The 13,307-nt window shown below is 59.6% G+C and carries 9 protein-coding genes and 1 tRNA gene; 5 read left to right on the forward strand and 5 right to left on the reverse strand.

What is annotated here, in order from left to right; translation table 11 throughout:
• Positions 1 to 119: 119 nt before the first annotated feature.
• The 5 genes from BEN48_RS04165 to BEN48_RS19595 form a co-directional block, all read right to left on the reverse strand.
• Entirely contained in the window at positions 120 to 614 is a 495-nt protein-coding gene (locus BEN48_RS04165; protein ID WP_070733212.1) for a SixA phosphatase family protein, read from the reverse strand.
• Positions 615 to 835: 221 nt separating this feature from the next.
• Positions 836 to 2,638 carry a GEVED domain-containing protein gene (locus tag BEN48_RS04170; protein ID WP_125932465.1) on the reverse strand — a complete coding sequence of 601 codons (1,803 nt, stop codon included), beginning with the start codon at positions 2,636 to 2,638 and terminating at the stop codon, positions 836 to 838.
• A gap of 249 nt (positions 2,639 to 2,887) precedes the next feature.
• The gene (locus BEN48_RS04175) at positions 2,888 to 4,150 is read right to left on the reverse strand and encodes a M43 family zinc metalloprotease (protein ID WP_125932466.1); all 1,263 of its coding nucleotides are present in this window, start codon (positions 4,148 to 4,150) and stop codon (positions 2,888 to 2,890) included.
• 477 nt (positions 4,151 to 4,627) lie between these two features.
• The gene (locus BEN48_RS04180) at positions 4,628 to 7,849 is read right to left on the reverse strand and encodes a hypothetical protein (protein ID WP_241502168.1); all 3,222 of its coding nucleotides are present in this window, start codon (positions 7,847 to 7,849) and stop codon (positions 4,628 to 4,630) included.
• Positions 7,735 to 8,610 carry a metallophosphoesterase gene (locus BEN48_RS19595; RefSeq protein WP_241502169.1) on the reverse strand — a complete coding sequence of 292 codons (876 nt, stop codon included), beginning with the start codon at positions 8,608 to 8,610 and terminating at the stop codon, positions 7,735 to 7,737. The genes BEN48_RS04180 and BEN48_RS19595 overlap by 115 nt, the downstream gene beginning before the upstream one ends.
• Positions 8,611 to 8,870: 260 nt before the next feature.
• Between BEN48_RS19595 and BEN48_RS04185 the strand changes: the two genes are divergently transcribed.
• The 5 genes from BEN48_RS04185 to BEN48_RS04205 all read left to right on the forward strand — a co-directional run.
• Entirely contained in the window at positions 8,871 to 10,139 is a 1,269-nt protein-coding gene (locus BEN48_RS04185; RefSeq protein WP_083320746.1) for a Pycsar system effector family protein, read from the forward strand.
• 63 nt (positions 10,140 to 10,202) lie between these two features.
• Positions 10,203 to 10,274 (forward strand) — tRNA-Arg (locus BEN48_RS04190).
• A 475-nt stretch (positions 10,275 to 10,749) separates the two neighbouring features.
• Positions 10,750 to 11,799 carry a hypothetical protein gene (locus tag BEN48_RS04195; protein ID WP_125932467.1) on the forward strand — a complete coding sequence of 350 codons (1,050 nt, stop codon included), beginning with the start codon at positions 10,750 to 10,752 and terminating at the stop codon, positions 11,797 to 11,799.
• Between the two features lie 12 nt (positions 11,800 to 11,811).
• Entirely contained in the window at positions 11,812 to 12,255 is a 444-nt protein-coding gene (locus tag BEN48_RS04200) for a hypothetical protein (protein WP_070733220.1), read from the forward strand.
• Between the two features lie 42 nt (positions 12,256 to 12,297).
• Positions 12,298 to 13,307 (forward strand): HAMP domain-containing protein (locus BEN48_RS04205; RefSeq protein ID WP_125932468.1); only part of this gene is annotated, 1,010 nt, incomplete at its 3' end.

Here is a 13,307-nt window from a genome sequence, read left to right on the forward strand (position 1 = left end):
AGGCGGAGTACACAAACAACCTGCCGCCGTGATTTTACTATTGGCGCTTTGTACGGCCCTGCCACCAAAGGAGCCGACTCTTTCCTTCTAATTCAGGGCTTTTACCCCCCTCCCAGGCTTCAGCTTCCGGTGCGTGGGTTGTCGAAGAAGTAAAATTCGGCGTTGGCCCGGCTCACGTCCGCCCATTGCTCGCACGCAAACCGCAGGCAGACCACGGCAGCGGTGGGCATTTCGTCGAAGGAAGTGGGCGAAAGCAGGTTAGCCGTTTCGGTAATGGTGGGGTTGTGGCCCACCAGCAGCACCGACTCCGCCGCATTGGGCAGGTCGTGAATGATGGCCAGCAAGCTGTCGGTATCGGCGCCGTAGATGCCGGGCTCCACCACTATTTTATCGTGCGGGTACTGCATCTCGCGCGCTACCAGCATGGCCGTGCTCATGGCCCGCACGGCGGGCGAGCTCATCACCAGGTCGGGGCAGATGCGGCGTTTGGCCAGGGCCTGGCCGGTGGCAGGGGCATCGTCGCGGCCGCGGTCGTTGAGGGGGCGTTCCTGGTCGCTTAGCTCATCAAAGCTCCAGCTGGATTTGGCGTGACGAACGAGGTATAGGGTTTTCATAAGAACGAAGCTAAGGGCGTTTTGCTTACCCCCGGCGTTGCCAAAAGGTTATGAACAGTGCTAGAGGCGGAGCAGGACGGCAAACAACGATGGTTCCGGTACGGGGCTGGCAAAGCGCCGGCAGATACGGCGTGCCCGGCGCGCCTAGGCAAATTGGCACAAAAAAACCCTGACCATCCGGTCAGGGCTTTTTTCAATTGCGTGGCACTGCCAACCATCGGCTACTCCTTCACGAAGCGCTGGTGGGTGGTCGAGGTCCCGTCGTTGAGGGTGATGGTGTAGATGCCCGGGCTCAGGGCCGACACGTTCAGTTGGTCATCGGCGAGGGCCAGCCCGCGCACTTCCCGGCCGCGCAGGTCGTACACGCGCACGCTGAAGGGCTGGGCGGGGTCGGCATCGAGGGGCCGGGCAATGCGCAGCACGCTGGTGGCCGGGTTCGGGAACAGGCTGTACTGGCGGGCGCTGCTGTCGGTGCCGCCGCGGGCCACGGCGCTGCCGTCGGTGCGGGCTGCGCCGCCACCCACGTTCAGGGTGTAGTCTTCGGTTTCGCCGTAGCTGTAGGTGCCGCAGCTGGTGGTAGCCGAGTTGTCGCTGAGCACCACCCGCAGGCGGGTGGCGCCGTTCTTAGCCGTGCTGGGCACCGTGAAGCTGCCCGTGCGGGTAGCCGAGGAGGTGCTACCGGCCGCCGAAACAACCAGCTCGCCCGCGTCGGTGAACACGCCGTTCTGGTTCCAGTCGGCGTACACTTTCACGTATTCCGTGTAGGCCGTGGACGCAAAGCCCGTGGAGAAGCTGATGGTGTAGGCCGAGCCAGCTGTTACGTTGGTGCTCAGGGCCGTGCCATTGTAGTAGCCGGCATCGGCGCCCGAAGTACGGCTGATGCTGCCCAACTGCACATAATCAAGCCATTCGTAGGCCACGCTAGTGCCCTTGCTGGCGCAATAGGTGGGCGGCGGAGTACCACCGGGGGCCGTGCCACCGTTGGAAGTAGTGAGGGAAACCCGCGCTCCGCCGGTGGCAAACAGCGCGTTCATGCGGCTGCTCTGGCCGGTGCTGAACATGTACATGCAGGCGTCGTCGGTGTAGTCCATGAAGTTCATGAACATGTCGCCGTTGGTGGTATTGCCGCAGGTGCGCTTCGGGAACGCGGGGCAGCCGGTGTTGCTGGTTTGCTGGGTGGGGGTGTCGCTCACCAGGTCGTTGCCGCAGGAGGCATCGCCCCAGATGTGGCGCAGGTTCAGCCAGTGGCCCACTTCGTGCGTGGCCGTCCGGCCCAGGTTGAAAGGGGCTGCGGCCGAGCCGTTGCGGCCAAAAGCCGTAGTCCGGATAACGATGCCGTCGGTGGATGCCGCGCCGCCCGGAAACTGGGCGTAGCCCAGAATACCGCCGCTCAGGTTACACACCCATATATTGAGGTAGCTGCCCGAATTCCAGGCGTTTAGGCCGCCGGTGGTGGTGCTTTTCATCTTATCGTCGGTGCCCCAGCCCGTCACAGTGGTCGACTTGCGCTCGATACCCGTTGTGGCAAGGCCATTGGGGTCGCGCTGGGCCAATGCGAAAGCAATATTTACGTTGGCGGCCAGGCCCGCGAAGGCCGAAGGCGTTTTGCTCACGTCGGCGTTCAGCTTCTGGAAATCCTCGTTCATCACGGCAATCTGCGAGGCAATCTGCGCGTCGCTGATGTTCTGGGCCGTGGTGTTGTAGAGCACGTGTACCACCACCGGAATGGTGAGCGTGGCGGCCGTGCTGCGCTGCTGCGAGCCGGCCGGTTGCGCCGCGTACAGAGCGGTTTGCTTTTCGATGCTGCTCATGCGCTGGGCCAGCGCGGGGTCGGCGGCCAGTTGGGCCGCCAGGGCTTCCATGCTGGCGCAGGTGCGGCCCAGCCTTAGCTCGCCAGCGGCACCGATGCTGCTGGGCGCCGTGCGGCTGGCCGCGTTGGGAGATGAGCCGGGGGCCTGCGCGCCCGCTGGAGCCACGGCTAGGCCGAGCAGGCTCAATGTTAATGCGTAAGCGTTTATTTTCATAAAAAATGGGTAAAGGGTGTGGAAATGGGGTGAGTGTAAAATTTTAAACTCCGAGCGCGCGGTTTTAGCCAGCACGCGCAATGCGCTACGGAGCAACTGCGTTTTACCTTCCTAATTCAAAGGCAACGCATTATCTTTCAAGGCTTAGCTGACTTTACCCGAAAGTTTCGAAGGCTGAAAGAAATCGATTGGAACCAAAAAACAGCCGCCCAGTTGGGCGGCTGTTTTTAAGCACACGGCGGGACCGGGCTATTCTTTCTCGAAGCGCTGGTGGGTTACGGTACCCCCGTTGGAAGTACGGATGTAGTACAGGCCTTTGGGCAGCGACGATACTTGTACCTGGCCGTTGCCGTTGTAGCGGGCCTGGGTCATTTCGTGGCCGCTCATGTCGTACACACTCACCCGCGACGCCCCACGGGCGCTTTCCACGTTCACCACGTCGGTGGCGGGGTTGGGGTAGAGGGCTGCAGCAGACGTGGCCACCTGGCGCAGGGCTGTGCCACCAGTAGAGGTCACGAGGCTGGCGCGGGCGCCGCCGGTGGTAAAGAGGGCATCCATGCGGCTGCTCTGGCCGGCCGTGAACATGTACATGCACCGGTCGTAGGTGTAGTCCATGTAGTTCATGCTCATATCGCCCTGGTTGCCGCAGGTCACCTTGGGGAACACGGGGCAACCGCCGTTGCTGGTTTGCTGGGTGGGGGTGTCATCCACGAGGTCGTTGCCGCAGGAGGCATCGCCCCAGATGTGGCGCAGGTTCAGCCAGTGGCCCACTTCGTGCGTGGCCGTCCGGCCACTGTTGTAGTTAGTAGCCGTGCCCCCGGGCACCGACGAATATAGGCATACCACGCCATCGGTAGCCGCCGGGCCACCGGGAAACTGGGCGTAGCCAAGCAGGCCCTGGCCCAGGTTGCAAAGCCATACGTTGAGGTACTTATCGCGGGGCCAGGCATCGCTGCCGCCTTTGCTCGTGTACTTCACGAAGTCGTTGCTGCTGAATGAGCGGGTTTTGGTGGAGCGGCGAACGATGCCGGTGGTAGCAGCACCGGTGGGGTCCTGCTTGGCCAGCACAAACTGCACGCTCGTAGCCGAAGCCGTGAAGACGCTGGGCGTCTGCGAAGCGTCGGCGTTGGTTTTGGCAAAGTCCTCGTTCAACACGCGAATCTGGTCAGCCACCATGGCGTCGTCCACGTTTTGGGCAGCAGTATTGTACACCACGTGCACCACTACCGGAATGGTGATGATGGCCCCGGTCGCCCGGCGCTGAATCAGCGGGGGCTGCGATAGGTACTTACGGGTTTGCGCCTCAATTTCTTTCATTCGCAGCGCCATGGCTGGGTCGGCTGCCAGCTGCGCATCGTATACTTCCATGGTGGCACAAGCCCGGCCATTGAGGAGAGTTGCGGCTTCTTTGATGGGAGCCACACGAGTTGCCGGGCGATTCTGGGTGTTTTGCGCCAGCAAAGGAGCGGCACTGCCCAACAGGGCCAGCGCGGTTATGTAAAGTTTGTTCATGTAGCAGTGCGTAATAGGGTGGTGGGTTGAGGTGAGAAAATTGATATTGGGTTGCCAAGCTAGCAAAATATTTTGGCAGTGCACACCCCCAACGTTATGAAAAAAATAATGTTATGGTTGATTTCAGATAAATAATTGAAATAATTTTATTAAAGCTTGCCCTGTTTTTGAAAATTCACCATCCTCCATATTTTTATTATTTTACATACTAATGCCCAATCGCGGTCAAAAGCGAATTTTTTCCTCGGCCCCGGTGCCTGTTTCCTGCGGACGACTAGACCGGACGGGCACGCTCAGAAATTTGGTTAAATAATGCAGGCGAACCGGCGCACCGTTCGCTTCAAGCCGCTACAAACCTTGGTCATGCATTGGCCGAAAACGAACATTGCCATCCCGCCCGAGGCGCAATCCCTGAGGAGCGCGGCGCGGGCCGGATGGCAATGGTAAGCGCGAACGGAAAGCTCGCAGGACGGTGTCTTAGAACAGGAAATCGAAGCCGACAAACACCAGCTTCTCTTCTCCCACCGAATAGGTGACGTTGATAACAGCCTGCTTGAGAATGTCGGCGTATACGCCGCCGCCAAAGCCGCTGTGCAGCGACGAGAAGCCCGTGCGGGTATCGTTGTCGGAATACACCCGGCCGGCATCGGCCAGGCCCAGGATGCCCAGCTTGCCGGGAAACAGGTAGGCGTTGAACGAGAGCAGCTGCAGGCGCGCCTCAAAGTTGCCGTAGAGGCTGCCGCGACCAGCGTAGCGCGTGCGGCGGTAGCCGCGCAGGTTGGTGGTGCCGCCCAGGGTGTTGGCCTGGTAAAAGCGGTAGTCGCCAAAGTTGCGGGTCACGCCCAAACGGCCGGCATAGGTAATCTGGAAGGGGAAGTTGGGCGTGAGGTAGGCACGTACTTCCGACGTGAGGCGGCCAAAGCGCAGCTGCTCGCCGTTGAGCTGGAAGTTATACTGCGCCTCGTTGTACCAGCGGATGCCGATGCGCGGGTTTTTAGGCGACGAGCTGGCGTCGAGGTTCAGGTAGAAGAGGCCGCCGAGGTACTGGTTGGTCTGGAAGTCGGAGGCACGGATGCCAAACCGGGGGTTGTCATAGGTCAAGTCGCCGGCGGCGGTGGTGAGGCTGTCGCGGATGGCGGTGCCGATGGGGTTTCTCTCAGCCCGAAACTGGTCGAACTGCGGCCCGATGCCCATTTTCAAAAAGCTGAACAGGTTGCGTTCCAGCGTGGGGGCAATGTAGAGACGCGAAAAGCGCACCCGGTACGAGTCGTTGACGGTGCGCGCCGTCACGCGGCCGCGGTTCTGGTCGGGACTGGCCAGGTTCACGGTGTTGTTGCCGATGCCGAAGAAGTTATAGAGCAGCTGCGGGCCGTAGTACTGGCCGGCCACACGCAGGTCGTAGCGCCCAATGAGGCGCGTGAACTGCCCCGTATAGCGCAGGTTGTAGGCCTCGCGGGCCGGGGCGAAGTTGGCCACCAGCGTCTGCTCGGAGGAAAAAGGCTCGCGGCGGAAGCCGTAGCGGCGGTGCGTGATGCCCCCTCCTATCAACACCCGGTCGTCGACGTTAAAACCAAAGTACAGGGCCGGGCCGGTGTAGTTCAGGCGGTAATCCTTCAGCTCGAAGCGCTTGGGGTGGTCGTAGCGGCTCACGTCGATGCCGGGCTCCAGGCGCAGGCGGGCTTCCTTGCCCACGTTGATGACGTTGCCGGTGTCGGCATCGTACACCTGCGTGTAGTGCTTGGCGCCGCCCACGCGGCTCACGTCCGTGATGGTGTCGCGGCCGGTGCCACCTATCAGGCGCACCTTAATGCCCTTGCTGGCTTCGCCCTTCACCTCGTACACGTCGTTGCCGCTGATGCCATAGAGACGGATTTCATCGGTCACGTCGCGTTCCAGCACCCGGTCGTAGAGGGTTTTGCTGAGCGCCCCTTCCTTGGTGATTTTGCGCACTGTGACGTGGGTATTGCCGTTGGGCAGGCGCTCCACCACAAATTTCTCGTTCTTCTCCGAGCCGCGCACTTCCACAATCTCGGCCACCACTTCGGAATACTTGCTGGCCAGGTCCGGCAGCAGGTCGCGCCGGCTTTTCAGCTTGGCTATGATTTCCTGGGCGTGCAGGTCGTAAATCTCCTTGGGCCACCGGTCCCGGAAAGCCTGCTCGATAACGGCATCGGTCAGGTTTTCCTTCATGTACGTGGCCTGCGCCACCCATTGCTCCCGGGTCACGCGGCTCAGGAAAGTCCGGTCGTTGGCCATGGCCGTCTGGTTCAGGCCCTTGTAGTCGGCGTAGTCCTTGCCGAAGTTCTGAAAGTTGCGAATGGCAAACTTGCGGCTAAGCAGGTAAGGCAGCACCCCGTCGCCTTTAAAGAAGGCAATGTCGCGGTCCTCGGGCACGGCCGTGAAGGTGCGGTCGCCGTCCTTGGTTTTCACCTCGGCCCATCGCCACTGGTCCTCGTGCCGGTCCCAGTCGCCTATCCACATATCAAAAAGGCGCGAGCGGGCAAAGGCCACTTCGTCCACCTTGTTGTCGTTGTCGTCGAGCAAGCGCTCCAGCACTTTATCGGTGCCCACCAGGTTTTTGGCAAAGCCCAGGCTGGCCACGTTGCTCTGGTCGTCCTTGGCGTCTTCTTCCAGAGCGGCCGGCTTGTTCGAAAAATCGCCGTAGTACTGGCCCAGCAGGGGGTCCTGCGGAATGTATACGGGCACGGGATTGGTGTGCAGAATGCCCGCGGCCGTGCCCAGAGGCGGCAGTACAAACGAAGCGTAGGGGTGCTGCGCCGAAATCTGGTCCTGCAGCACGTCCTTGGCAAAGCCTGTGCGCAAGGCTTCGGGCAGCACCGCCGCCGGGTCTTTATCAATGCCGCGGAGCGAGAAGTTATGGCCCGCTTCGTTGCGTACTTTCAGCGAGATGGTTTGCTTGCCGCCACCGGTTTTGTAGGGCACCAGGCCGCCTTTGTCGGTGGCCAGGTCCAGTAGGGGGAATTTTACGGGCGTGGCCCACTCTTTCCGGTAGTGGTCGCCAAGCAGCCAGTTGTGAAACTTGCCGTGCTTGTCATAGGCCGGGTTTATGGCCACCACTATGCTGCTATCGGCGAAGTTGGGGCGCGGCCCGGTCACTACCGGAACCGTTACGGGCTGGTCTTCGCGGGCATCTTTTTTACCCATCGGGGTAACGGGCGCGGCGTCGGTAGACGCCACCGCCGCCGTGGCCTTGGCGTAGAGCGGAGTGCGGAACACCACCCGGGCCTTGTCGCCGTTGCCCTCGGGCACAAAGTACTCGGTCCACACCTGGCCGTCATCGTAGTAGTTCACGCGGGCAAATCCTTTTTCCTTGTCCGAAAACAGCGCACCGCCGTCCGGGCCGGGCTTCACGTGCTGGGTTTTGCAGCCCGAGCCGCTCACGATGAGGTGCGTGTCGCCTTCCTTAAAATACTGCAGGTTGTGCTCGTGCCCCGCCGCATACACGATGTTGGGGTACTTGTTGAATATATTCATCAGGCCTTCCTTGTAAGCCTGGTAAGCCGGGTAAGCAATGTCCTGGCTGATGCCCCCATACTTGCGCGCAAACGGGTAGACGGAGCCTATTACCGGCAGCGGCAAAAAGGCATACTTGTATACAATGCTAATGGGGAAGATGTGGTCGGCCAGGGTGAAATAGCCGCCGTGCACGCCATCCGAGAACAGCGGGTGGTGGCCCACCACCATGATGTTCTTGTCCTTGTTGCGGGCAATAATATCCTCCAGCTGGCCATGAAGTCGGTTTCGTCTTCCACGCCGCAGCCACCGTCGGCGCCGTAGGGCCGGGCGCTTTGGGTGGTCAGAAACCACTGCGAATTGATGGTAATGAGCACCACGTCGTCCTGCAGGCGCACTTCGTAAGGGCCGGGGCAACCGTTGCTGGGCGTGATGAAGTCGCCGGTATAGGAAAATGCCGCCGAGTCGTTGGCCATGTAGTTTTCGGCGAAGCGCTGCTCGCGCAGCACCTGCTCCAGGCCGCCTTGTCCACCCTGCTTCCAGTCGTGGTTGCCCGGAATCATGTACTTCTCGCCCTTGTAGCCCTTTAGCACGTCCAGCTGGTCGCGCAGGCGGCGCTCCGACTCTTTGCGGTCGTAAGCACCTTCTTCGGGCATGCCGTATTCGTAGATGTTATCGCCGAGGTAAATGGTGGTGCTTTTGGCGCCGGCCTTCAGAATTTCCTTGCGCAGAAAATTCAGCGACGGCTCGCCGCCTTTTTCGGCGGGAATGGGGTTGCCCACGTCGCCAATCAAAAAAACCGAGTACCGGATGTGGCTGCTATCCGGAGGCATTTTGGTTTCCCAACCCACCGCGCCGCGCCGGTAATTGGGGCGGGAGTTGACTGGATTCTGACTGGACTCACCTTGCGCCAAGGTAGCCGCCGGGAACGCCAAAACCGCGCAGAACGTGAGCAGCGCGGGTCGAAAGCGAGAAAATAAGGGCATAAAAAAAAGATGGTGGAGGCCCGGAAGCCCCGCCGCGGGATGTTGTTGCAAACCTACGACCGGCACCGGGCCGGCGTTGTTAACGCCCGTTACGCAAAGCACGGCGGTGCGGTTAGGTCGTCGTTTTTTAACTTACGCTCCGCGCTTCGCGTTCAATGCCGGCAAGCCCGCCGGATGAACCCGCCGTAGCTTCGCCTGTCATGGAAGAAATTACCCCCGGCGCCGTTGCAAAGGCGTCCGCTCCCACCCCACAAGAACCAATGGCATCTCCTGCCCAAAACGCACCCGCTGCACCCGAAGCCGCCGAAACCGGCAAGTCCGCCAAAGCTAAAGCCTCGCCCCTGGTAAAAGAGGCCCAGGCTTTTGTGACGGAGCTGTTTGCCTCCGAGCTGGCCGCCAAACTCACCTACCACTCCCTGCGCCACACCGAAGCCGTGGCCAAGGAATGCCGGGTGCTGGCCACCGCGGCCAGCCTGGGCCCCGAAGACACCGAGGCCCTGCTGCTGGCGGCCTGGTTTCACGACACGGGCTACCTCGATGTGTACGACGGCCACGAGTTCCGGAGCATGGAGCGCGCCGAAGCCTGGCTCGCGGAGCACGGCGTGGAGACCGGCCGCATTCAGCTCATCAAAGACCTTATCAAGGCCACGCACCGCGACACCGAGGCCACCACGGAACTGCAGAAGCTGCTGCTCGATGCCGACATGAGCAACCTGGCCCGCGACGACTTCCGCTCCAGCGCCGAGCTGCTGCGCACGGAGTGGGAGCTGGTGCTGGGCCAAACCTACTCCAACCCGGACTGGGCCGAGCTGCAGCTCAACTTCATGCTGGGCCACAAGTACCTGTCGGACGCGGGCAAGGACCGGTACCGCGACGACTTCAAGAAAAACACCGGCGACCAGCGCGACGAGCTCAAGAAAAAGGAGAAAAAGCGGAAAAAGAAAAAAGAGGAGGCGAACGACACCTTCGCCGACCCCAAGCGCGGCGTGGAAACCATGTTCCGCACCATGTACAGCAACCACATCAAGCTCTCCGACATGGCCGACAAGAAGGCCGGCATGATGATTCAGCTCAACGCGGTGCTGCTCTCGGTTATCATCACCTACCTGGGCGCCAAGTCGTCGGCCCTGGGCCCGGCCTTCACCAAAAACCCGGTGCTGGCCATTCCCATGAGCATTCTGCTCTTTACCTCGCTGGGCTCGGTGGTCACGGCCATTCTGTCGGCCCAGCCCGATGTCACGAGCTTTAAGTGGCTGAAGAAAAGCCCCGAAATAGCCACCAACCGCCGGGTAAACCTGCTGTTCTTCGGCAACTTTACCAAGCTCAGCCTCGACAATTTCCAGGACAGCATCCGCGAGCTCATGCGCCAGAAAGACGGCCTGTACACCAACATGGTAACCGATGTGTACTACCTCGGCGAAGTACTCGCACGTAAGTACGGCCTGCTGCGCACCAGCTACTCGGTTTTTATGGTCGGGCTTATTCTCACGGTGCTTTCCTTCATCATCGTTCTGCTGTACAAAGCGTAGTTTTCCACAAGTAGGCTTTCGGTGCCTGCAAACAGGCCGGCCCTGTTCTTACCTTTGTAGCCTGGCTGCGTAGTTCAAGGGATAGAATAGGCGTTTCCTAAACGCTTGATAGCAGTTCGAATCTGCTCGTGGCTACTTAAAAGGTCGTTTCCTAACGGGAAACGGCCTTTTTGCTTTTGGTGGCAGCAGGTAAAACGAGTGGGGACCCTCAGCCGGCAAGGCTACCCTTGCAGCCTCCGAATCTGCTTGGCGCTTTTCGCGTGCGAAGCGCTTATCAGCGCCACGGTTACTTCAGGATTATCGGCCTCTGATCCAGGTGTCGATACCCCGGACACACAGGCAGTGAGCAATCTAGCTAAAATAATGCGTTCATTGGGCTTTACATTTGTTTTATTCTTGAATCAATATTTTTTTGTATTAAAATAGCCTCGACCGGATTATCTTTGGCAAATTGCAACTTACTATATTTCGTTTGTCATATTCCCATTTATCTTCACTTGCAGCAGGCACTTGCCCAATGCGGTCTTGAACCACGACGATAAATCATGGAGAGGCGGATTTACGCTTTTTCCGCAAGCCACAAGTCCTGCCCACCAGTGAAGCATAGCGCATGAAAATAACTGATTACTCTCGCGTCACGCTTTCACTGCTTGGCTTGCTGTTGGGCTTGGTCCCAGGTGCCACGGCCCAACGCACGCAAATCAAAGGGTTTGTGGACGCGTCCGCCTATTACCGAAACGGCAAAGTCAGCTTTGGCCTCGGCGAGCAGGACCTGTTTATCACGTCCGAGATAACGGAGCGCCTGTCTTTTTTGGGTGAAACGGTTTTCAAGTTTTCGCTCACTTCGCCCACGGATTTCGACATCAGCGTCGAGCGCATCATTCTCAAGTATAACTATGTGGGAAACCACAGCGTCTTGCTGGGCAAGCACCACACGCCCATCAACTATTGGAACGACACCTACCACCATGGCCGGGTGTTTTTCCCTACCATTGACCGGCCCCTGCTGTTTGCGCAGGGCATTATCCCGCTCCACACCACGGGCGTGAGCTTGCAGGGGCAAAACCTGGGCCGCCTTCGCTTTGGCTACGACGCCATGGTGGGCAACGGCATTGGGTCGGGCGATGTAGTGGACAACAACCCCTTTAAGTCTGCCACGCTGGCCGTGCACGTCAAGCCCACCGACGGCATGCGGCTGGGGGCTTCGCTGTATCACGATGCCATCTCGAAAGGCAGCACCATGCACAACCATTCGGGCGGGGTACGGCCGGTGGTCCTCAACCGGATAAGCCAGGATATTGTGACGGGCTCCGTTTTCTACACCGACTCGGTTTTCTCCCGGAAATTCGAGCTGCTGGCCGAAAGCAGCATGGTCAACAGCCGCTCCGACAGCCTCGGCACGCAGCGTGCGGTGGCCACCTACGTGTACGCCGGCCTGCGCCTGACCGAGAAAATCATTCCTTACGTCCGCCTCGACGACATCCGGTTCACCAGCAACCGGGAAGTATATTTCCTCTCCAACAACACCCAATCTTTCGTGGGCGGGCTGCGCTACGAGCTGAGTTACCTGGCCGTGCTGAAGCTTGAGTACCAGCACACCAAAAGCCCCTTGCACTCCGCCTCCGACAAAGTCACCTTCCAAGTGGCCGTGGGCTTTTAACTCGTATAGTATATGGCTTGGGCCTACCGAATTACGTTTTTCCTGCTCCTTATTGGGTGCTGCCATGCTCAGGCGGGTGCGCAGGACCTGAACCTCGCGGTCATCGGCAATGGCAAAGGCGTGCCGCCCGAGATGAAGCTGGCGCAGCTGAGGTCCACCATGAAGGGGGAAAAGTTGCGTTGGCCCGACGGCAGCAAAGTGGTAATTGCCCTGCTGAAAACCACCACGCCAATTGGCCAGAACACCAGCAAAAAAATCTATAACATGAACGCCAACGAGCTGAATAAGTATTGGCTGGCGCTGGTATTCCAAGGCAAAGCCGACGCGCCCAATTTCTTCAACTCCGAAACCGAGCTGGAAAACTTTGTGGCGCAAACCAACGGGGCCATTGGCGTGGTCAACCAGCCCGGGCCGAGCAGCAAAACCATCACCATCGACGGGAAGAAATTTTTGTAAGAACCGCCTCATTACGTCCGGCTACTCAAAGCCCCGCCTGGTATGGTAAACAGCTCACGTCGTTCGTCTATCCTGCGCATCATCAGCCACTTGCGGCTCACGGTCAAGACCAAAATCTGGCTGGCTGTGACCAGCATCGTGCTGTTGTTTTCCTTTTTCGTGCTCTTCTACCTACCCGTCATTCAGGAGCGCAGCCTGCTCAACAACTTCAACAAGGACGTGCAAAACCACGCCAACACGGTGGCGCTGGGGGTGAAAATTGCCATGACCGAACAAAATTTCCAGGGGGTGCAAACCGCTATGGACTTTGTAAAGAAAGACCCCCTGCTGCAATTCGTGAGCTTGCTTCAGACCGATACTTCCTGGAACGCCGCCCACACCCGCTACCGCATCAAGCGCACGGTTTTCAAGACTTATCCCGAGCGAAAGAAGATAGACGTCGACGCCACCTCCAGCGACTCCATGGTGGTCAAGCGGACCGGTTTCAGCACGCCGATGATGACCGGCGAAATCATGCTGGCCTTCTCCACCCGGGAGATTGTGCAGAGCAAGCGTCAGATTCGCATCACCTCGCTGTTTTTCAGCTTCCTGGTGTTCAGCATCGGGATTGGCATTGGCTTTGGCCTGGCCAAAAGCATCTCGGTGCCGGTTTTGAAGCTGCGCGACGCGGCCAACAAAGTGGGCCGGGGCGACCTCACCCAGCGCGTGCAGAGCACTTCGCGGGATGAGATTGGGGAGCTGGGCGCGGCGTTCAACAAGATGGTGACCGACCTGTCGACCACGCGCCACGAGCTCGAAGCCCGGACGAGTGAGCTACTAATTGAGCAGCGAAAGTCCGACGACTTGCTGGAAGGCCTGCAACGCACCCTGGCCGACCTACGCGAAACCCAGGAGCAACTCATCCGGCAGGAGAAACTGGCTTCGATTGGCCAGCTCACCAAGGGCCTCGTGGACCGGCTGCTCAATCCGCTGAGCTACGTGAGCAACTTTGCCGACGTGTCGACAGAGCTTTTGGCGGAGTGCCAGGAGTTGCTCGCAACGGGCTCCTACGC

The sequence above is a fragment of the Hymenobacter glacialis genome, assembly GCF_001816165.1.
GTDB classification, from domain to species: domain Bacteria; phylum Bacteroidota; class Bacteroidia; order Cytophagales; family Hymenobacteraceae; genus Hymenobacter; species Hymenobacter glacialis.

Excerpts from the sequence above, each read along its gene's own strand:
- BEN48_RS04165 (WP_070733212.1), bottom strand. The coding sequence starts at position 614 with ATGAAAACCCTATACCTCGTTCGTCACGCCAAATCCAGCTGGAGCTTT.
- BEN48_RS04170 (WP_125932465.1), bottom strand. The coding sequence starts at position 2,638 with ATGAAAATAAACGCTTACGCATTAACATTGAGCCTGCTCGGCCTAGCC.
- BEN48_RS04175 (WP_125932466.1), bottom strand. The coding sequence starts at position 4,150 with ATGAACAAACTTTACATAACCGCGCTGGCCCTGTTGGGCAGTGCCGCT.
- BEN48_RS19595 (WP_241502169.1), bottom strand. The coding sequence starts at position 8,610 with ATGCCCTTATTTTCTCGCTTTCGACCCGCGCTGCTCACGTTCTGCGCG.
- BEN48_RS04185 (WP_083320746.1), top strand. The coding sequence starts at position 8,871 with ATGGCATCTCCTGCCCAAAACGCACCCGCTGCACCCGAAGCCGCCGAA.
- BEN48_RS04195 (WP_125932467.1), top strand. The coding sequence starts at position 10,750 with ATGAAAATAACTGATTACTCTCGCGTCACGCTTTCACTGCTTGGCTTG.
- BEN48_RS04200 (WP_070733220.1), top strand. The coding sequence starts at position 11,812 with ATGGCTTGGGCCTACCGAATTACGTTTTTCCTGCTCCTTATTGGGTGC.